At 55.0% G+C, this 19,835-nt stretch carries 20 protein-coding genes; 13 read left to right on the top strand and 7 right to left on the bottom strand.

All coding sequences use genetic code 11. The annotated features are described in order from the left end of the window. The 4 genes from ACYZYZ_RS05145 to ACYZYZ_RS05130 form a co-directional block, all read left to right on the top strand. A partial coding sequence (locus ACYZYZ_RS05145; RefSeq protein WP_461483489.1) for a sensor histidine kinase occupies nucleotides 1-963 on the top strand: 963 nt, incomplete at its 5' end. A gap of 105 nt (nucleotides 964-1,068) precedes the next feature. Continuing rightward, entirely contained in the window at nucleotides 1,069-1,764 is a 696-nt protein-coding gene (locus tag ACYZYZ_RS05140; protein WP_461483488.1) for a class I SAM-dependent methyltransferase, read from the top strand. Nucleotides 1,765-1,768: 4 nt separating this feature from the next. Then, complete coding sequence (locus ACYZYZ_RS05135) at nucleotides 1,769-2,452, top strand: lipopolysaccharide kinase InaA family protein (protein ID WP_461483487.1); 684 nt, start codon at nucleotides 1,769-1,771, stop codon at nucleotides 2,450-2,452. After that, on the top strand, nucleotides 2,449-2,844 hold the full coding sequence (locus tag ACYZYZ_RS05130) for a diacylglycerol kinase (protein WP_461483486.1): 396 nt from the start codon (nucleotides 2,449-2,451) through the stop codon (nucleotides 2,842-2,844). The genes ACYZYZ_RS05135 and ACYZYZ_RS05130 overlap by 4 nt, the downstream gene beginning before the upstream one ends. A gap of 16 nt (nucleotides 2,845-2,860) precedes the next feature. On the opposite strand, the gene ACYZYZ_RS05125 is transcribed toward ACYZYZ_RS05130, so the two are convergent. The 5 genes from ACYZYZ_RS05125 to ACYZYZ_RS05105 all read right to left on the bottom strand — a co-directional run bounded on the left by ACYZYZ_RS05125 (nucleotide 2,861) and on the right by ACYZYZ_RS05105 (nucleotide 8,261). Beyond that, nucleotides 2,861-3,655, bottom strand: a complete 795-nt coding sequence (locus ACYZYZ_RS05125) for an enoyl-CoA hydratase/isomerase family protein (RefSeq protein ID WP_461483485.1) — start codon at nucleotides 3,653-3,655, stop codon at nucleotides 2,861-2,863. 18 nt (nucleotides 3,656-3,673) lie between these two features. Then, on the bottom strand, nucleotides 3,674-5,281 hold the full coding sequence (locus ACYZYZ_RS05120) for a carboxyl transferase domain-containing protein (protein ID WP_461483484.1): 1,608 nt from the start codon (nucleotides 5,279-5,281) through the stop codon (nucleotides 3,674-3,676). A 24-nt stretch (nucleotides 5,282-5,305) separates the two neighbouring features. Then, nucleotides 5,306-6,475 (bottom strand): isovaleryl-CoA dehydrogenase, encoded by a 1,170-nt coding sequence (locus ACYZYZ_RS05115; RefSeq protein WP_461483483.1) that lies wholly within the window; start codon nucleotides 6,473-6,475, stop codon nucleotides 5,306-5,308. Between the two features lie 15 nt (nucleotides 6,476-6,490). Further along, nucleotides 6,491-6,925, bottom strand: coding sequence for a MerR family transcriptional regulator (locus ACYZYZ_RS05110; protein ID WP_461483482.1), 435 nt, complete (start codon nucleotides 6,923-6,925; stop codon nucleotides 6,491-6,493). 130 nt (nucleotides 6,926-7,055) lie between these two features. After that, the gene (locus ACYZYZ_RS05105; RefSeq protein WP_461483481.1) at nucleotides 7,056-8,261 is read right to left on the bottom strand and encodes a hypothetical protein; all 1,206 of its coding nucleotides are present in this window, start codon (nucleotides 8,259-8,261) and stop codon (nucleotides 7,056-7,058) included. A 115-nt stretch (nucleotides 8,262-8,376) separates the two neighbouring features. Between ACYZYZ_RS05105 and serB the strand changes: the two genes are divergently transcribed. Next, a complete protein-coding gene (gene serB, locus ACYZYZ_RS05100) occupies nucleotides 8,377-9,603 on the top strand; it encodes a phosphoserine phosphatase SerB (protein ID WP_461483480.1) in 1,227 nt (408 codons plus the stop codon). A gap of 25 nt (nucleotides 9,604-9,628) precedes the next feature. Here serB and ACYZYZ_RS05095 read toward each other — a convergent pair whose 3' ends face one another. Next, nucleotides 9,629-11,731 carry an EAL domain-containing response regulator gene (locus ACYZYZ_RS05095; RefSeq protein WP_461483479.1) on the bottom strand — a complete coding sequence of 701 codons (2,103 nt, stop codon included), beginning with the start codon at nucleotides 11,729-11,731 and terminating at the stop codon, nucleotides 9,629-9,631. 161 nt (nucleotides 11,732-11,892) lie between these two features. Continuing rightward, nucleotides 11,893-12,915, bottom strand: coding sequence for an EF-P beta-lysylation protein EpmB (gene epmB, locus ACYZYZ_RS05090; protein ID WP_461483478.1), 1,023 nt, complete (start codon nucleotides 12,913-12,915; stop codon nucleotides 11,893-11,895). Nucleotides 12,916-12,962: 47 nt separating this feature from the next. Here epmB and efp point away from each other — a divergent pair, with 47 nt between their 5' ends. From efp to ACYZYZ_RS05050, 8 genes are all read left to right on the top strand, one after another. Next, complete coding sequence (efp, locus tag ACYZYZ_RS05085) at nucleotides 12,963-13,526, top strand: elongation factor P (RefSeq protein WP_305169964.1); 564 nt, start codon at nucleotides 12,963-12,965, stop codon at nucleotides 13,524-13,526. Between the two features lie 159 nt (nucleotides 13,527-13,685). Continuing rightward, on the top strand, nucleotides 13,686-14,660 hold the full coding sequence (gene epmA, locus ACYZYZ_RS05080) for an EF-P lysine aminoacylase EpmA (protein WP_461483477.1): 975 nt from the start codon (nucleotides 13,686-13,688) through the stop codon (nucleotides 14,658-14,660). Further along, the gene (gene miaA / locus ACYZYZ_RS05075; RefSeq protein ID WP_461483476.1) at nucleotides 14,650-15,639 is read left to right on the top strand and encodes a tRNA (adenosine(37)-N6)-dimethylallyltransferase MiaA; all 990 of its coding nucleotides are present in this window, start codon (nucleotides 14,650-14,652) and stop codon (nucleotides 15,637-15,639) included. Before epmA ends, miaA begins: the two co-directional genes overlap by 11 nt. Nucleotides 15,640-15,749: 110 nt before the next feature. After that, entirely contained in the window at nucleotides 15,750-16,010 is a 261-nt protein-coding gene (hfq, locus tag ACYZYZ_RS05070; protein WP_305169967.1) for an RNA chaperone Hfq, read from the top strand. Nucleotides 16,011-16,025: 15 nt separating this feature from the next. Then, on the top strand, nucleotides 16,026-17,339 hold the full coding sequence (gene hflX, locus ACYZYZ_RS05065; RefSeq protein WP_461483475.1) for a ribosome rescue GTPase HflX: 1,314 nt from the start codon (nucleotides 16,026-16,028) through the stop codon (nucleotides 17,337-17,339). A gap of 151 nt (nucleotides 17,340-17,490) precedes the next feature. Then, nucleotides 17,491-18,627, top strand: coding sequence for an FtsH protease activity modulator HflK (gene hflK, locus ACYZYZ_RS05060; protein ID WP_305169969.1), 1,137 nt, complete (start codon nucleotides 17,491-17,493; stop codon nucleotides 18,625-18,627). Next, entirely contained in the window at nucleotides 18,627-19,499 is an 873-nt protein-coding gene (hflC, locus tag ACYZYZ_RS05055) for a protease modulator HflC (RefSeq protein ID WP_305169970.1), read from the top strand. The genes hflK and hflC overlap by 1 nt, the downstream gene beginning before the upstream one ends. A 145-nt stretch (nucleotides 19,500-19,644) precedes the next feature. Beyond that, the gene (locus ACYZYZ_RS05050) at nucleotides 19,645-19,833 is read left to right on the top strand and encodes a DUF2065 domain-containing protein (RefSeq protein ID WP_305169971.1); all 189 of its coding nucleotides are present in this window, start codon (nucleotides 19,645-19,647) and stop codon (nucleotides 19,831-19,833) included. Nucleotides 19,834-19,835 lie beyond the last annotated feature (2 nt).

Below are 19,835 nucleotides of genomic sequence, written 5' to 3'. Positions count from 1 at the left end.
AAAGAGGCCTTTTACGTCTATACCCGCACGGTGGCTGGCGAGCGCTATCAACTGGTGCAGGAACAACACGAGTTTGAACAGCGGGAGCAGACACTCTACGGGGCTGTGGTGCTGGGCTTTTTCCTCAGTGTTGTCGCCGCTTGGATACTGGGGCAGTGGATGGCGCGCAAGGTGATGGCCCCGGTAACACGGCTGGCGCACCAGGTTCGGTATCGGGATCAGATACACCCCGCCTCTCCGCCTCTGGCGCTGGATTACCCCGATGACGAGGTGGGACACCTGGCGGCGGCATTTGACAACGCGTTGGACAAATTGCTTTTGGCGCTTTCACGGGAACGGCTTTTCACCAGCGATGTCAGCCATGAATTGCGTACCCCCCTGATGATCATTGCTTCTTCCTGTGAGCTGTTGAATGCTGGCTCCCTTGACCTCACCCAGCGGGATCAGGTGGATCGCATCACCAGGGCAGCGCTGGAAATGAAAGAGCTGGTGCAGACTTTCCTGATGCTGGCCCGCACGGAAAGCCGGGATGGGCGACCCGAAAAGACGTCGCTGGAGACCCTGGCCAGAGAGCAGTATCAGCGTTGGCAGGGAGCGATGACGGATAAAGGGCTGGGTTTTGAATTGGTAGTTGAACACCAGGATGGTGGCAGTTACCACCGCACCTTTCTCTCCGTGGTGATAGCCAACCTGCTGCGCAATGCCCTGCACTATACCGAACGTGGGCAGGTACGCCTGGTGGTTGCCCGTGGCGTAGTAAAAGTGGAGGACACCGGAATAGGCATCCCCGTCGAGCGACAGCAGGAAATTTTTGAGCCTTTCGTTCGTGGTCCGGAGGTGCGGGGTGAGGGACTCGGCCTGGGATTGTCCCTAGTAAAACGCATCTGTGAACACCAGGGTTGGCAGATCAGCATAGAGGCGATGCCTGAAGGCGGCAGTTGTTTTCAGGTTTGTCTTGGCTAGTGGATCGTCCTCAACACTGTTTCACGCATTTTTCACGTTGATTTGACAGGACATTCACGACCGTTTTTTTAGATTGTCAGGCAACTATCCGCATAGGTTATTGCTATGACATCTTCACAGCCCATAGAGCTGGAATTTTCTCGTAAATACGATCAGGCCCACGCCCAGCAGTATTACCACAAACATCAAAAGGGCGTGTGGCGGCGGTTATCCAACTGGCGAGAGATTAGACTCGCCAGGCAGAGCCTTAAGGCAGTGGGTGAGCCGGACCTGGTGCTAGATCTTCCCTGTGGAGCAGGCCGTTTTTGGCCAATGTTGGCGGAAAAACCCAGTCGAGTGGTTTTTGCTGCAGACAATTCCAGAGCTATGTTGGAAACGGCGAGACTTATGCAGCCGTCGCAGGTGGTGGCTCAAGTCAGCTGTTTTCAAACTTCCGCTTTTGCCATCGACTTTAACGACAATTCCGTGGACAACATCCTCTGCATGCGCCTGCTTCACCATGTTGCAGACAGCGCCAACCGTATGGCATTGCTGAGTGAACTGCACCGGGTAACCCGCGATACGGTAATTTTGTCGTTATGGGTAGATGGCAATTACAAGGCGTGGCGGAGGCGCAGACTCGAGAGCAAACGGGGGGATAACCAAAATGCCAATCGCTTTGTTGTACCCCGAGCAGTGATCGAGCGGGAATTCAGGGAAGCCGGTTTTGAAATTGTCGAGCACCGGGACTTTCTGCCTGGTTATGCGATGTGGCGTTTTTACACCCTGAGAAAAATACAACACTCCAGCAAGGGGGCTTAGCTTCTTGATACAACTCGACAACTTTGACCTTTGGTGGCGTGTGCAGGGAAACACGGTTGAAGAACCGAATGTGCGGCGTGGAGGAACCAGCGGAGTACAGTCTTTGGAGCTGCCACCCGGTAGTCAGCGCATGTTGTATATCAAGCGCCAGACTGGACATATTTATCGTACTTTACGTTACCCCCTTGGCAGACCAACCATACAAAGAGAAATACAAGCTTACCGTGAGTACCGTCGGCTGGGCATCTGTGTGCCGAAGCTTGTATACGGCGGAGTGGGAAATAGCCATGGGCAATGGCGGGGTTTACTGGTAACGGAGGGGCTGGAGGGCTTTGTCTCTCTTGAGGACTGGTATCGAATTGAGGCTCAAAATTACTGGGGGGAGGAGATCCACCAGCAGATGTTATACCAGCTGGCAAAAACCTTGAGTTGTCTGCATGCATCTCGCTGGCAGCACGGCTGCCTTTATCCCAAGCACATTTTTGTGCGTGTTAACCAGAAACCGAAGGGCGGGGTCGATATTGCCCTGCTAGACTTGGAAAAAAGCCGCCGACGGTGGCGAACTTCCTGGGCTTCGGCAGAGGATATGGAACAATTCAGACGCCACCGCGGAGGCATGTTGGATCAGGACTGGGCATTGCTGCAGCGTCAGTACAAACACAGCCTCGCATTGAGGAGCGCGATATGAGCGCAGGTAAACACAGCCAGCCGTTGACTGCTGAGGTGTTCAAGGCGCGTACCGGTTTATCGCGAATCCTCGCTGCCACCGGGTATTCACTGGATGGTTTGGCGGCGGCGTATCGGGGTGAGGCGGCATTTCGGCAGATCGTCTGGCTCAATCTGCTACTGATACCGCTGGCACTGTGGATTACCCCGGACAGGATCGAGCGGACGTTGCTGATCGGTGTCGTTTTCTTGGGGCTGATCATCGAGTTGCTCAACTCCGCCATTGAGGCCGCCGTGGATCGAATCTCCATGGATATCCACCCGCTTTCAAAAAGAGCCAAGGACATGGGCAGCGCCGCCCAGTTGCTGGGACTGACCCTAGTAGTCATCGTTTGGTCGCTGCTCTTGTTTTAACCTGATAATGGTCTCGTCAGGGTGTTTGTTGCCATTTGGCCGCACGTTTTTCTAAAAAAGCAGATAAGCCTTCCCGTCCTTCTTCCGAAACCCTCAGTCGGGCAATGGTTTCACTGGTGTGCCACAGTAGTTCATCGCTGAGCGGCTTTCCGCTTACTTCCGCGATTAGGCGTTTTGCTTCCGCCATGGCTTGGGGGCCATTCTGTAGCAGGTGATCGATCCAGTTTTCCACTACCGGGTCTAAATCTGATTCCTTCGCTATTTTGCTCACCAGACCTAGATCTTCGGCGGTGTCAGAATTGATGGATTCGGCGCTGAGAAAGTAACGTCGCGCCGCACGCGGGCCGATGGCGGCGATCACATAGGGGCTGATGGTGGCGGGCACCAGTCCCAGTCGCACTTCGCTGAAGCGGAATGTGGCACTGCTGGTAGCCACCGCCAGATCACAGCAGCAGATCAGTCCCAGGGCGCCACCCCAGGCGCTTCCCTGTACCCGGGCAATGGTGGGTTTGGGTAATTCGTTGAGGGTGCGCAGCATATTGGCCAGGGCCTCGGCGTCCGCGAGGTTGGTGTCGTAGCTGGCGTTGCCCATGCGCCGCATCCAGGACAGGTCCGCCCCGGCGGAAAAGTGTTTGCCCGCAGCGGCCAGCACCATCACCCGGACACTGTCATTACCAGCCACGTTGTGGAAAGCCGCGCTCAGCTCGGCGATGACGGCGTCATCAAAGGCGTTGTGCCGCTCCGGGCGATTGAGGGTGACGGTGGCGACGCCTCGCTGGTCGATCTGGGTGGTGACACTGGGCTTGCTCATAACAATCACCTATTTTGGTCACATACGGAAAACCCCGAAGCGGGTTTCCTCAAGCGGGTTGTTGGCGGCAATGGCCAGGCAGTGGCCGATCACCTGGCGGGTCTGCAGTGGATCGATGACACCGTCGTCCCAGAGTCTTGCTGAGGCGTAGTAGGGGTTGCCCTGTGCATCGTAGCGCTCGACGATAGGCAGCTTGAAAGCCTTTTCCTCATCTTCACTCCAGGGTTTGCCTTCACGCTCCAGCTGCTCCCGTTTGACCTGGGCCAGTACCCCTGCGGCCTGTTCGCCACCCATCACGGAAATCCGCGCATTGGGCCACATGAACAGGAAGCGCGGGTCGTAGGCGCGACCGCACATGCCGTAGTTGCCGGCGCCGTAGGAGCCGCCGATCAGCACTGTGAATTTTGGCACCCTGGCACAAGCCACCGCCATTACCAGCTTGGCGCCGTGCTTGGCGATGCCGCCGGCCTCGTAGCGCTGTCCCACCATGAAGCCGGTGATGTTCTGCAGGAACAGCAGTGGAATGCCGCGTTGGGCACAGAGTTCGATAAAGTGGGCGCCCTTCTGGGCGGACTCGCTGAAGAGGATGCCGTTGTTGGCGACGATGCCGATGGGATAGCCCTGCCAGCGGGCAAAGCCGCAAACCAGGGTGGGGCCATACAATGCTTTGAATTCGCCGAACTCGGAGCTGTCCACCAGCCGGGCAATGACCTCGCGGACGTTGTAGCCGAGACGGCGCTCGGCGGGGATCACCCCGTACAGCTCAAGCGGGTCGAATAGCGGTTCCGCCGGTGTTGCCAGGTCGAATGGTGCCGGGTGTTTACGGTTCAGGCGCGCGACACAGTGCCGCGCCAGTTCCAGGGCGTGGTGATCGTCCTCCGCCAGATGGTCTGCCACCCCGGAGGTGCGGCAGTGCAGATCCGCACCGCCCAGTTCCTCGGCGCTGATGGTTTCACCGGTAGCCGCTTTAACCAGCGGTGGGCCGCCGATAAAGATAGTACCCTGTTCACGGACGATGATGGTCTCGTCGGACATGGCCGGTACATAGGCGCCACCGGCGGTGCAGGAACCCATCACCACGGCGATCTGGGGAATATTGCGGGCCGAGAGGTTGGCCTGGTTGTAGAAAATGCGGCCGAAGTGTTCGCGGTCCGGGAATACCTCGTCCTGGCTGGGCAGGTAGGCGCCGCCGGAATCCACCAGATAGATGCTGGGCAGCTGATTGTCAGCGGCGATCTGCTGGGCGCGCAGGTGTTTCTTGACGGTCAACGGGTAGTAGGTGCCGCCCTTGACGGTGGCGTCGTTGGCAATGATCAGGCAATCCTGCCCGCACACCTTGCCGATGCCACTGATCAGGCCAGCCGCAGGCACTGCGTCCTCGTACACTTGCCAGGCGGCCAGGGGGGACAGTTCCAGGAAGGGACTGTCCGGGTCGAGCAGATGGGCAATGCGCTCCCGGGGTAGCAGTTTGCCGCGCTTCCTATGGCGCTGCCTGGCAGTTTCGCCGCCGCCCTGGTGCACCTGATTGAGGGTGCGCTCAAGACGCTCTACCAGACCCTGCATATGCTTGCTGTTCTGCAGGAATTCGGGGCTGTTGGTATCGAGTTTGCTGCTGAGGATGGCCATGACACATGCCTCCAGTTGGGCCGCTTAAGCGGTCTCCCGAAACAGTTCCCGGCCGATCAGCATGCGGCGGATCTCGCTGGTGCCGGCGCCGATCTCATAGAGTTTGGCATCCCGCAGCAGGCGACCGGTGGGAAAGTCGTTGATGTAGCCGTTGCCGCCAAGAAGCTGGATGGCATCCAGGGCCATGCGGGTGGCCATTTCAGCGGTAAACAGGATCACCGCGGCGGCGTCTTTTCGGGATTCATGGCCGCGATCACAGGCGGTGGCCACCGCATAAAGGTAAGCGCGGCATGCATTCAGCCCGGCGTACATATCCGCCAGTTTGCCCTGAACCAGCTGGAATTCGCCGATGGCCTGGCCGAACTGGCGGCGCTGGTGCATGTAGGGCAGTATCACATCCAGGCAGGCCTGCATGATGCCCACCGGTCCACCGGCCAGCACTGCGCGCTCGGTATCCAGGCCGGACATCAGCACTGCCACACCGTTGCCTGCGCCGCCGAGCACATTTTCCATTGGCACCGGACACTCCTCAAACACCAGCTCGCAGGTGTTGGAGCCGCGCATGCCCAGCTTGTCCAGCTTCTGGTGGTGGGAGAGCCCGGGAAATTCCCGCTCGACAATAAACGCGGTGAGACAGTTCTTTTCGGAGTTGCCGCCGGTTCTGGCGTAGACCACACAGGTGTCCGCGTCGGGACCATTGGTGATCCACATCTTGTTGCCGTTGAGCAGGAACTGGTCGACGCGCTTTTCTGCCTTCAGGGTCATGGACAGCACATCGGAGCCGGCGTTGGGCTCGGACATGGCCAATGCACCCACGTGCTCACCGCTGCATAGCTTCGGCAGGTAACGCTGCCGCTGCTGTTCACTGCCGTGACGGTAGATCTGGTTGACGCAGAGGTTGGCATGGGCGCCGTAGGAAAGCCCCACCGCCGCTGAGGCCCGGGACAGTTCCTCCATGGCCACTACCTGGGCCAGAAAACCCATGCCGCTGCCGCCGTATTGCTCCGGCACGGTGATGCCGAGCAGGCCGAGTTGCCCCAGCTTTGGCCATAGGTCCCGGGGAAAATCATTGTCCCGGTCGATTTGTGCCGCTCTGGGTGCTACTTCCTTGCTGGCAAACTGCTGGACACTGCGGCGTAGCAGGTCAATGTCTTCGCCAAGTTGAAAATCGAGGCTTTGATACGGGGTGGTCATATACTGTCCCTCCCATCATGTTTTGCCCTTTTTATTTGCTTGAGTCTTTGTTTGTTTCTTTTCTTGTTTCCGGGCCTTTTTAAGGGCCTTGCGGCAGCTTTCTTCTGCGTCATCAAGGGATGACAGCATCTGCTTGATGTCGGTTAGCTGAGCATTGAGCTTGTCACGTTGCTGCTGAATGCGTGCCAACAGGGCCTGAAGTTGCTCTTTGTTGCCGCGGGCAGGATCGTAGAGATCAACAATGGCACGGCTCTCATCCAGGCTGAAACCCAGGCGCTTGCCTCTCAGGATCAGCTTCAGCCGGGTGCGATCAGCTGGGCTGTAGATGCGGGCCTGGCCTCGACGCATGGGCTGTAACAGGCCAATCTCCTCGTAGTGACGGATGGTGCGGGTGGTGACGCCGAATTCTCGCGCCAACTCACCAATATTGAACTCGGAATGATCTGCCATAGCCTGCCTTTGGAACCCCTTTAAAACTGTTTCTCTATGAAAACTGTAGTTTATATTTACGTTTACGTAAACGTAAATTTCTAAGCGTAAAACGTGTGAAGGGAGCGCTGGGATATGAGCGGGATAGGCCCTAGTGGTGGGAGAGTACCGCCAGTTGCCGTGCTAACAGGTTCTCGCCGTCTTCGCCGAAGCCATTAATGCGGCAAAACGGGCTGCCTTCCGCCAGCGGTGTGAGGTCTAGTTCGTCGACTGAGGGGTGGTCGCTGGTTGCCTGGTTGAGGAGAATTTCTCCCTTTTCCGATTTTTCCAGCAGGTCGCGAAGCTCCTGAAGTTGCTGCGCCTGTGTCTGCTCGTCGAGCAGTGTCGAGCCGGTGATATGGGAAATTCCTGGGAATACAGCGGCGGCAAGGTCAACGGTGACGCCTTCACCCTGCAGCGGGGCGCCAGACAGTCGCAGCAGTGCGGCAGCACAGTAGGCTGCGTTCATGGTCTGATCATCTTCGTTATCGCTGCCCAAAAATTCGATATAAACGTTGTAGTGCTCGCCGTGCAGTCGGCGCCCGCCATAGAGGTGCAATGTGCGTTCTATGAGCTGGTCCAGCTGCTTCATAAGCGACTCAAAGTGTTCCCGGTTTACTAGCGCTTCCAGGCGCGCCAGATTTCGACAGGCAATGCCCAGGAGCGCCACGGGCTTGTTGTCCTGCGGGACTGGCTTTCTGCTGGGTATGGCCAATAAAGGCACCAGTCTGTGTTCAAGGGTTGCGAGCTCCTCCAGTGGTTTATCTTCATCGTTTCCGGGGAGTTGATCGTTTAACCTGGCAATTCTTTCGGAGAGATTTTTCCCGGTGAGATAGGCCAGTAACACCAGTGCCAGTGTGAACATGGCCCAGATTGCCCCGGCAGTTATCAGTACGCGGGTAGTACCCTGAGTCATGTAGGATTCTGTCAGTGACACCGTGGCATAACCGACGGTGGCGGTTTCTATACTCACCGGACTGCGCTGCTGATGTTGGGTGGCACCCCTGGTCATGCGACGTTGCGCCTCGGCAATGAGGTGCTGGTTAACATCATAAATTGCTGCCCGCTGCACGCCTTCCAGCGTGATTAATTCATCCAGTTCAACCTGGAGACTGAGGTTGTCGCGGTGAATTAGTGGATCCCGCACGGCCTTGGCCAACTGATGGGCCAGGGTTTGACTGAGCTGTTTTCCCTGTTTCTCAGCCAGCTCATTGAGCTGTAAGGAAAGTGCGAAGAGCAGGGCAGCACCGAACAGGATGGAGGAAATGAGGGCAATAGCGGGCAGTTGAATGGCGTATGACTTTGCTAGCTTGCCCATGGGGCGATAATTCCCTGCGATGTTTAAGAATGGCGCATTCTATCTTATCCGTTGCTCTCCTATAATACCCGCCCCAAAGAGATGGTGGACTGATTTGCCCATAATGGATGTCAATGTGAGAGAGATTCTACTGATCAACGTGGCCGGGGAAGACAAGCCCGGTATTACCAGCGCGGTTTCCCGGGTGCTGGATGAGCACGGAGCTGACATTCTGGATATCGGACAGGCGGTGATTCACGACAATCTCAACCTGGGCATCCTGGCTAAGATTCCGGAAGGGCAGTCCCCGGAAAAAGTACAGAAGGAAATTCTCTACAGCCTTCACGCCATGGATATGAAAGTCCGCTTTCAGCCAATTTCCGAGGAAAGTTACGAGCACTGGGTCGCCCAACAGGGCAAGCCACGGCATATCGTGACGCTTCTGGCGCGCAGGGTGGCAGCTCACCATATTGCCCGAGTGACGGCAGTCACCGTCACCCAGGGATTGAATATTGACAAAATTACCCGCCTTTCGGGTCGTGTGCCGCTTGAGCATATAGAGGCCAATACCAAGGCGTGCGTGGAATTTTCCCTTCGCGGAGAACCCGATGACCTGGGAGCTCTTCGCGCCTCACTGCTGGAGTTGTCCACGGAGCTGGATATCGATATCGCCTATCAGGAAGACAATATCTACCGCCGTAACCGGCGCCTGGTGGTGTTTGATATGGATTCCACGTTGATCGAAGCGGAGGTCATCGATGAGCTGGCACGGGAGGCGGGTGTTGGTGATGAAGTTGCGGCTATTACCGAAGCGGCGATGCGTGGCGAGCTGGACTTTAATGCCAGTTTTTCCAAGCGCCTGGGGTTGCTGCAGGGGCTTGATGCCTCCGTGCTGGATGCCATTTCGGCCCGGCTGAAGCTCACCGAGGGTGCCGAACTGCTGATTTCCAATTTGCGGCGTCTGGGCTACAAAACGGCAATTCTGTCTGGCGGTTTCGATTTTTTTGCGCGGCGTATCCAAGAGCAGCTGGGTATCGATTATGTCTATGCGAACCAGCTGGAGATTGAAGGCGGCAAGGTGACCGGTCGGGTTACCGGTGAGGTGGTGGATGGTCAGCGAAAGGCTCAATTGCTGCGTGATATTGCTGCCCGTGAAAATATTTCACTGGAGCAGGTGATTGCCGTGGGAGATGGCGCTAATGATCTGCCGATGCTGAGTATTGCCGGTTTGGGTATTGCCTTCCGAGCGAAACCGCTGGTGAAGGCAAATGCCAAGCAGTCAATTTCCAAGCTGGGGTTGGACGGGATCCTTTACCTGATGGGACTGAGTGACCGGGATACGTTGTTCTGGCCCCAGTCCTAATCAGCGTTTGGCCGGGTCTTAAGCGTTACGACTCTTCGTCGTTAAAGTCATAGTCCATTCTTCTTGATGGGGACTGCAGGAAGTGGCCCTGAATATAGTGCACTCCAGAGGTCCACAGGGCTGGTATCATCTCGGCTCTCTCGACGAACGGCACGATAATCTGCTCGTTTTCATCTTCCTTGAGTCGACCGATAAGCTCTTCCAGTTCTGACATGCCCCCGTCCTGTTGGGAGGCTCTCTCGACAATGACGCTGTCGAATTTGACATAGTTGACTGAAAGTTTTTGCAGCAGGGTCATGGGCTCGATGGCAAGGCCAAAATGGGATAGGGCTACATCGCCGTTAATCTTTCTAAGCTCGTTAATTAGGTCGACCGAACGATTAAATTGCTGGGCCACATCAATTTCCCGCAGCTGAAAAATCACCTGCCGAGGTGACAGGCTTGAAGCCTTTAGAGCGACTTTGAGCCAGGTGATGAAGGTGTCGTCACAAATGGTTTGAATGCTGATATTAATGAACAGTCGGGTTTTGGGTGAGGACTTGAGCTTTTCTGACAGTGTTTTGAAGGACTCGAGAATCACCCAGCGATCAATTTCCGAGGCTACGTTGGTTTTAAACACTTTGGCAACGAAGTTGTCCGGCAAAGCTGCTGTTTTCTCATTGTCCTTGGTGTGCAGTAGCACTTCGTAGAACTCATCGTCCTGGCTTTGCAGAGGAATGATTGGCTGGTAGAACAATTCGAATTGCTTGCTTTCCAGCATGTTCCTGGCAACGTCGTCCAGATCTTCCTCACAAAACTCGTGGCCGACTTCGGATTCATAGAGCTTGGCACCGTTGGCAAAACTGCCATTATTTGCTCTGTAAAGTTCATTGAGTGCTGACAGGGCCCGATCAATACAGCCTTCAGCTGTGGTTACTGTCTCGCTGATGACGGAAGCTCCGATGCCAAGCGTCACAGTTCGTGTGAGGTTGCTCAGCTCGAAAATATGTGATGCAACGGCTTCACAGAGCTTGGTGGCATAGTGCATCCCCGCATCGGTCCCGGTGTTGGTCATGATCATGACAAAGGTGTCTTCTTTGAACCGCTTGAGAGGGTAGCCTTCCGGGTTTTCCTCGTTGATCTTGTCCACCAGCTGTGTGACCAGTTGTTCGGTCTGTTGAACGCCGACCTCTTCCAGAATACTGGGGTAGTTGTCCAGGGTGATGTACAGCATGATGGCACTGTTGTGCTTGGTCGCTGCCTGGCGTATCGCAATGTTCACCATGTCGATTACTTTGTCGCGCTGAATGCTCACGGCATCACTATCTTCCTGGAGGCCGCTGACAGTGGCGTTGAGCCCTCCTTCATGTCCACCCTCGAGAAAATCGCTGGCGATCAGGAACTCCAGCGCGGGTTCACCCTGGTAATCGACCTTGGCAATGCGCGCTTCAATGGGCACTGGAATGCGGTCGTTGGTCATGCCGGTAAACGTCAGTTTTTCGACAAAGATATCTTCTTCCCCATCGATGGGGCGGAGGAATTCCTTCAGCCGGCCCTGATCTTCCGGGGCAATGCTGTCGATGACCGGCAGGCAAACCATGCTGTCACTGTCCAGATATCCAAACAGTTGTGAAAAACTGTCGTTGGTGAATAGGTAGGTGCCTTCCTGAACAATGGCAATGGCGTCTACAGATGAGCCGAGCAGACGGTCACAACGGCCCTCCGAGTCGGCATATTTGCGTCGGCAATGGCGCAATTGACGGCGTTGCTCCAGGTTGAACAGGGTGCGGCTCAGTACATGCAGCAGGTGCTGGTCTTCATCCATGGGGATTACATCTTCGGCGCCCAGGCGAAGACCTTCGACAATGGATTGGGGGTTGTACTCGTCAGAAATGAGAATGGTGGGCGTGTCTGTATTCAGGCGACGCAACAGCGCAAAAATGCTTTTGACCGGGGTTTGAGTGCCATTGAACTGACCGATGATCAGGTCCCAGCTTCTGTCCTGCAGTAACTTGGAAAGGACCGCTTCATTCTCGACGTGTTTGGATTCAACGCGATAGTTGGCATTCCGTAACAGGCTGACAATGCGGTTGGCTTCTTCAAAGCTGTCGTGAACCAGCAGTAGTGTCAGTGCGTTGTCTGATGACATCTTAAGTCGATCCCTCAATAAAGGTCTGATTATGCAGGCGTTATGGCTGGATATTATAGAGTAATGCAACTCGCAGATTACAGTTGTCGTAGTCTGGTCTTGGGGGCTGAAGTTGAAATGTTGCCCGGATAGTACTCCTTATGAGATGCATATCACATTTATTATGGTGCGTGTTGGAGGTTTATGGGCATTTTGTAAGGGATCCCCGGCAGCTCTCTGACCAGTTTTGGCACCAGGTAGCCAGGCAGGGTGGCAAGCAACTCCCGATGCAATGAGCGGGCGAGCTCATCGGATACAGCGAAATGGGCGGCACCGGCAATATGGTCGAGCTGATGGAGATAATAGGGGAGTACGCTGCACTCGAACAGGCGCTCGGAAAGCTGACCAAGAACTCGGGGTGCGTCGTTGATGTCTGCCAGAAGTACAGTTTGGTTCAGCAGAGTGATACCGGTATTGCGTAAACGAACCAGTGCGTTGCGAGTATTCTCGTCGAGCTCGTTGGGGTGGTTGCTGTGAATCACCACTGATGTGAACAGCCGGGAATCGCCTAGCCATTGCAGCAGGTGGTCGGTGATCCTGTCGGGGATGACCACGGGCAGACGGGTGTGAATACGCAGACGTTTCACGTGGTGGATAGCCTCCAATTGTGATGTCAGCCATTCAAGCTGGCGGTCGCTGGCCGCCAGGGGATCGCCCCCGCTGAAAATTACTTCGCTGATGGATGGGTCCGCGGCAATATAGTCCAGTGCCTGCTGCCATTCGCTGCGGCCGGGTTTGTTGTCCCCGTAGGGAAAGTGGCGACGGAAGCAGTAGCGACAGTTGATGGCGCAGTTGGGGCTGACAATCAGTAATACCCTGCCGTGATATTTGTGTACCAGGCCCGGTACAGGGTTGGCATTCAACTCTTCCAGAGGGTCGTTGCTGTATCCAGGTGTGGCCAGTAGTTCAGTACCCAGGGGTAGCACTTGGCGCAATAAGGGATCGTTGGGGTTGCCACGCTCAATACGCTGCAGGTAAGCCTGGGGTACCCTCAGTGGGAAGTCGCTGTGGGCCGCCAGTGCACCATCCAATAGTGCGGGGTCGAGCTCCAGCTTCTGCAGGAGCTCTTTGGGATCGCGGATACTGGTGGCAAGTTGTTCTTGCCAGCTCAGGCTATCCACAGTTGTGGCAGAACCGGTTATCATAGCGCGCTCTTATTTTGAGGAAGTATTTACCGAGTGTTGAGGCAATAATGGCAAACTATTCTACCAACGAATTTCGCTCCGGTCTGAAAGTCATGCTGGATGGCGATCCCTGCTCCATTGTGGAGAATGAATTTGTAAAACCTGGCAAGGGACAGGCTTTCAACCGTGTTCGTTTACGCAACCTGAAAACCGGTCGGGTTTGGGAGCGTACTTTCAAGTCGGGCGATAGTCTGGAAGGAGCTGATGTCACAGACCGGGATATGCAGTATCTCTACAATGACGGTGAATACTGGCACTTTATGGAGCCGGACACCTTTGAACAGCATCAGGCTGATGCCAAGATAGTTGGCGATGCTGCCCAGTGGTTGCGCGAACAGGACACCGTTATTGTCACTCTCTACAACGGTGCACCCCTCTCCGTGATGCCGCCGAACCATGTGGAGCTGGAAATTGTTGAGACCGACCCGGGCCTGAAGGGCGACACTGCCCAGGGTGGCACCAAGCCGGCTACATTGGCCACTGGAGCCGTAGTGAAGGTTCCTCTGTTCCTTAACATTGGTGATGTGGTTCGTGTTGATACCCGTACCGGCGAATATCTCAGCCGTGCGTAGCATGTAGCTGAGCATATGAAGTAAGCCAGATTTCTATCGGGTATATGCTTGAACTATGCAGGCTGAATAAGGGTGGCACTGGCCACCCTTTTTTATTTGGGTGATAACCGGGGCAAGATGGCCTGGTTGTCGTGTGAAAGGGTTTTTTGGGAGTTTCTGTTGAGTCTAGACAGGAAGGCACATTGGCGGCCGACGGCAACGCTGGAAACCCTGGTGCAAAGGGCGAAGCTGTTGTCACATCTCCGTGCCCATTTCGTTGCAACCGGAGCTATTGAAGTGGATGTTCCGGTGCTAGCGGAGTCTTGTGTATCTGATTTGCATATTGATTGTCTGCAAACCAGTGTCAACGACAGTGTGCAGTATCTGCAAAGCTCCCCCGAGTACTACATGAAACGCTTGCTGGCGTACGGTTGTGGCAGTATTTATTACCTTGGAAAAGCCTTCCGTGACGGCGAAGTGGGGCCGCGACATAATCCTGAATTTACCATGCTTGAATGGTATCGCCCGGGCTGGGATGAGCATCAGTTGATGTCTGAGGTGGCGGCGCTATTGTCGCCCCTGATCGCCGATCTGAATACGGTGACCTATAGCTATGGTCAGGTGTTTGAAGAGGCAACCGGTCTCGATCCCCATGTGGCAGATTTAGTAGCTGTGCAAGAATATGCGTCAGACCTTTCGGGTAGTAGCTTTGCGCAGGAAAGCCGGTCCACTTGCCTGGATTTGATATTCAGTCTCGCCGTCGAGCCGACACTGCAGGATGGCTTGGTGTTTGTCCACGATTACCCGGCCTGCCAGTCAGCGTTGGCTCGAGTCGATACCAATAGTTGTGGTCGGCAGGTCGCCCGGCGATTTGAGGCATTTCTCAATCGTATGGAATTGGCAAATGGTTACTATGAGCTGACCGACCCGGTGGAGCAGAAGAACCGTTTTCTGGAAGATATGAGGTTGCGCAAGTCTGCCGGTAAATCCGAGCCTCCCGTGGACGAAAAACTTCTCGCCGCCCTATCCCACGGGTTACCAGGTTGTGCTGGGGTAGCACTAGGTGTCGATCGCCTCCTCATGCAGCTTCTCAAACTCGATACCATTGCTGAGAGCATGCCGTTTGCGCAAGGGGTAATGTCCGATGGTAGATAAACTGCATCCGGCCATTTTCCTGATGGGGCCGACGGCGACGGGTAAAACCGACTTGGCTATTGCTCTGCAGCAACACCTGCCGGTGGAGTTGATCAGCGTGGATTCGGCACTGGTCTACCGGGGTATGGATATTGGCACCGCCAAGCCTTCTATCGAGGTGCTTCAGCACGCCCCCCACCGTTTAATCGATATTAAAGACCCGGCTGAGTCATATTCTGCTGCTGCGTTTGCGCGGGATGCCAGACAGGCCATGGACGATATACGAGCTGCTGGAAAAATTCCTCTGCTGGTGGGCGGCACCATGTTGTATTTCAAGGCCTTGCTGGATGGGCTGGGGGATATGCCTCCTGCCTCGCCGGAAATCCGCGAGGACATCGAGAGACAGGCACAGGAAAAGGGCTGGCCCTGGATGCATCAGCAACTGGCACAGGTTGACCCCCAGTCGGCTGACAATATCCATCCTAATCATTCTCAGCGCATACAGCGTGCTCTGGAAGTGTATCGTGCTACCGGAAAGCCAATGTCCGTGTTCAAGCAGGAGCAGCAGCAGGGGAGTCGTCTTGGCCCTGTGGGTGAGCGTTATCAGGTGACCCAAATTGCCTTGTTGGTCCATCAGCGGGCCCTGTTACACCATCGTATTGAGCAGCGGTTTATGACCATGTTGGAGGCAGGTCTGGAAGCTGAGGTGCGGCACTTATTCCAGCGGGGGGATCTTCAGGAAGACATGCCTTCCATGAGAGCCGTGGGTTACCGCCAGATGTGGCAATATCTGGCGGGGGAACTGACCTATGATGAAATGGTGCAGGCTGGCATGGCGGCGACCCGACAGCTGGCAAAACGCCAGCTCACGTGGTTACGGGGATGGACCGGGTTGCATGAAATTTTTATTGACACTGTGACTGGCCAGTCAATAAATTTTTCCGAGATTGAGGCAGAGTGCTTGAAAATTCTGCAAAATGAACCCATATACAAGGTGTAGGCCCACGAGTATGATGGCTTCCCTACATGGATTTCCGGTTTCGCCGTAGCAAAAAGTGATTGAATGTTTTTACGGCGGTTTATTTTGTTCCTTTATTTAGGAGAATCACAATGTCAAAAGGGCATAATCTACAAGACCCTTTTCTAAACGTCTTACGAAAAGAACGTATCCCTGTCTCGATCTTTCTGGTCAACGGTATCAAATTACAGGGCCAGATTGAGTCCTTCGATCAGTTCGTCGTCCTGTTGAAAAACACCGTCAGCCAAATGGTCTACAAGCATGCCATTTCTACTGTGGTCCCTTCACGTCCTGTGCGTTTGCCCATGTCGACCCCCGGCGGTCCGGATGACATGATGGATGCTGGCGAATAACTGAAGAGGTACTGATTGTTTTTTGAACGACCGGAGTCAGGTGAGCTCGCTATTCTGGTGCATTTAAACCTGAGCAGTGAGGATGAACCTGAAGACCCCCGGGAATTTGAGGAACTCGTACTGTCTGCTGGTGGCGATCCGGTTGCTCTGGTATCAGGGCAGCGCAGTTCACCACATCCAAAATATTTTGTCGGCACCGGTAAGCTTGAAGAACTGGTTGAGCTGGTTCATGAGACCTGTGCCGAACTGGTGATCTTTAACCACAACCTTTCCCCGAGCCAGGAACGAAACCTGGAGGCGGCACTCAAGTGCCGTGTTCTGGATCGCACCGGGCTGATTCTGGATATTTTCGCCCAGCGAGCCCGCACCCACGAGGGTAAATTGCAGGTTGAGCTGGCGCAATTGCAGCATATGTCGACCCGCCTGGTCCGTGGCTGGACTCACCTGGAAAGACAGAAAGGTGGTATCGGTCTGCGCGGTCCGGGTGAAACCCAGCTGGAGACAGATCGGCGGCTGCTACGCGCGAGAATTAAATCCATTCAGAAACGCCTGGAAAAAGTTCGTAGTCAGCGCGACCAGGGGCGGCGTTCCCGTCAGCGTGCCGAATTGCCCACAGTTTCCCTGGTGGGTTACACCAATGCCGGAAAATCGACACTGTTCAACCGCCTGACGAATTCCGAGGTCTACGCGGCAGACCAGCTTTTTGCCACGCTGGATCCCACTATGCGCAGGGTTGAACTGGAAGGCCTGGGGCCAGTTATTCTGGCCGATACTGTTGGCTTTATTAGTCATTTGCCCCACAAGCTGGTGGAAGCGTTTCGTGCAACTCTGGAGGAAGCGGCAAGTGCTTCACTGTTGTTGCATGTCATTGACGCCCACAGTGAGGAGCGGCCGACCAACATTGCACGGGTTGATGAAGTCTTGTCGGAGATCGGCGCCCTAGAATTGCCGACATTGTTGGTATTTAACAAAATCGATCTTATTGAAAACAGCACTCCTCGACTGGAGCGTGATGACAGTGGGCGCCCCTGTGCTGTGTGGCTCTCCGCCCAGACAGGAGAGGGCTGTGAACTATTGTTCGAGGCGCTGATCGAATTACTCGGTTCAGAGATGGTGCGGGAAACGATTGTTCTGCCCCCTACCATGGGGCGATTGCGGGCCATGTTGTACAGCAGCAATGCCGTGGTGTCGGAAAGGCAGGGTGGCACAGGTGAAGTCCAATTGGACATTACCTTGCCCAAGACAGATTTTTTACGCTTGTTGAAAGCAGAAAATCTGACGCTGGAAGAATTACGTAAACTTTCTGGCAATCATCAACACATTGCATGACACCTCATGCCTCAATGAATGCGGATCAGGCTTTGTCGGGCCCTATCGGGGGCAAGCTTTTAGATGAATTGATACTGAAAACGTAGTATTTGCAGGGCGGCTTGGTACAATCAGCAGCCGTTTCATAACGAGCGAATTAACGGAGAAGACTATGGCCTGGAATGAGCCCGGTGGTGGCAAAGACCCCTGGGGTGGCAACAGCGGTGGAGATGGTCCGCCAGACCTGGATGAGGCGCTGCAGAAGCTCCGTGCCCGTATGGATAAAATTTTTGGCGGTTCCGGCGGTGGAAAAGGTGGTTCTGGTAACAATAACCTGCTCGCCATCGTTCTGGTGGTGTTGGTCGCCGGTTGGGGCCTGTTTGGTTTTTATCAGGTGGATGAAAAAGAACAGGCCGTGGTACTGCGTCTGGGTAAATACCTGGACACCGTAGGTCCGGGTCTGAACTGGCGCCCATTGTTGCTGGACCGTGTTTTCAAGGAGCGCGTGACGGAAGAGCGTCAGTACTCCTCTCGTGGCCAGATGCTGACCCAGGATGAAAACATTGTCGAACTGCCCTTGACGGTGCAGTACAACATCAACAATGTAAAAGACTTCGTGCTGAACGTGAAGAATCCGGAGCTTAGCCTTCGTCATGCCACCGACAGTGCACTGCGTCATGTCGTGGGCAGCAGTTCCCTGGATGAGGTGGTCTCTACGGGGCGTGGCAAAATTGCCGAAGAAGTCAAACTGCGTCTGCAACAGTATCTGGACAGTTACGGTGCCGGTATTCTGGTACGCAAAATCAACATTCAGGAGGCCAAGCCACCCTCAGAGGTGAAAGCGGCCTACGATGATGTGATCAAGGCGCGGGAAGACCAGGAACGGCTCATCAATGAGGCCCAGTCCTATTCAAACGGCATCATTCCTGAGGCTCGTGGTAAAGCTCAGCGTATGCTTGAGGAGGCACTGGCCTACAAAGAACAGGTAGTTGCTGAGGCCCAGGGTGAGACGAATCGCTTTTTGGCCCTGCTGACCGAATATCAGAAAGCGCCGGAAGTCACGCGCCAGCGACTCTACCTGGATGCGGTTCAGGATGTGATGAGCAACAGCTCGAAAGTGCTGATCGATGTTGAGGGCGGTAATAACATGCTGTACCTGCCGCTCGATAAAATCATTGAATCTAGCGCTTCTGGCAGCAGTGCTGCCTCTGGCCTCAAAGGCAGTGATGTCAAAAGTATCGCCGATGAAGTGGTTAACCGCCTGAAGCGTGAAACCATCACAAGCAGCAGTCGTAGGGAGGTACGCTAATGACTACCCGTTCAACAGGTTTGCTGGTGGTTATCGCCCTTGCACTGATTTTGGCGAGTTCTTCACTCTACGTGGTTCAGGAAACCGAGCGCGCCGTTAAGCTGCGCTTTGGTCGACTCATTGAGGGTGAAATCACGCCGGGGTTGCATGTCAAAATCCCACTGGCAGACAAGATTCGCAAGTTTGATGCCCGGGTACTGACTCTGGATGCAGAGCCCGCCAGCTTCTTTACGGTAGAGAAAAAACGTCTGATCGTGGATGCCTATTCCAAGTGGCGTATTGCCGATGTGGATACCTACTATAAATCCACCGGCGGCAATGAGGCCGTAGCCCATGATCGTCTGGCCAGCCGGGTCAACGATGGACTGCGGAACCAGTTCGGTGAGCGCACGTTACACGAAGTGGTGTCCGGTGAACGTGACATGCTGATGGAGAACATCAAAGATTACCTGAATACCACTGTCAGGCAGTCTCTGGGTGTGGAGGTTGTCGATGTGCGGGTCAAGCGCATTGATCTGCCCTCTGAGGTCAGTGAGCAGGTGTATCGTCGTATGACGGCAGAGCGGGAAAAAGAAGCCCGCGAATTGCGCTCAAAAGGCGCGGAAGAAGCGGAAAAAATCCGCGCAGATGCAGATCGTCAGCGCACGATTCTGTTGGCGAACGCCTACCGAGAAGCGGAAGAGTCCCGTGGTGAAGGTGATGCGGTCGCGACGGCAACTTATGCCGAAGCCTACAGCAAAGACCCTGAGTTTTACGCCTTTCAGCGCAGCCTGAAAGCTTACCGTGAGGCCTTTTCCAATAAGGGCGACGTGCTGCTGGTTGATCCGGACAGCGATTTCTTTCGCTATCTTGACAGGCAGCAGGGTAAGTAAAATAGAGCGGGCCCCGAGGGGCCCGTTTCTACAGGCGATCGGGGTCACCTGAAGTCCCAACAAAAATGCAGCAACTGCTGCAAGACAGTGGTAGAATTCTGCAACCGGGGTTCCCCGGTTTTTTTATGGCTGTCTGAGTGTTTGTATGTGGGTGGATTTGGCCAAGGCGTTTTGTCTGATGTTGGTGCTGGAGGGCATTATGCCTTTTCTGGCTCCCGGGCGTTGGCGCAATATGGCATCCCTGTTGGCTCAGGTCGATGATCGCAGTATGCGGATCATGGGTCTGTGTAGCATGTTGCTCGGAGCCGGTGCACTCTTCTTGATCAACGGGTAATG

Origin of the sequence: Porticoccus sp. (genome assembly GCA_023261185.1) — a bacterium.
Taxonomy (GTDB): Bacteria; Pseudomonadota; Gammaproteobacteria; order Pseudomonadales; family Porticoccaceae; genus Porticoccus; species Porticoccus litoralis.
Note: the sequence above shows the minus strand (reverse complement) of the source record. Positions and strands in the feature narration are given on the sequence as shown.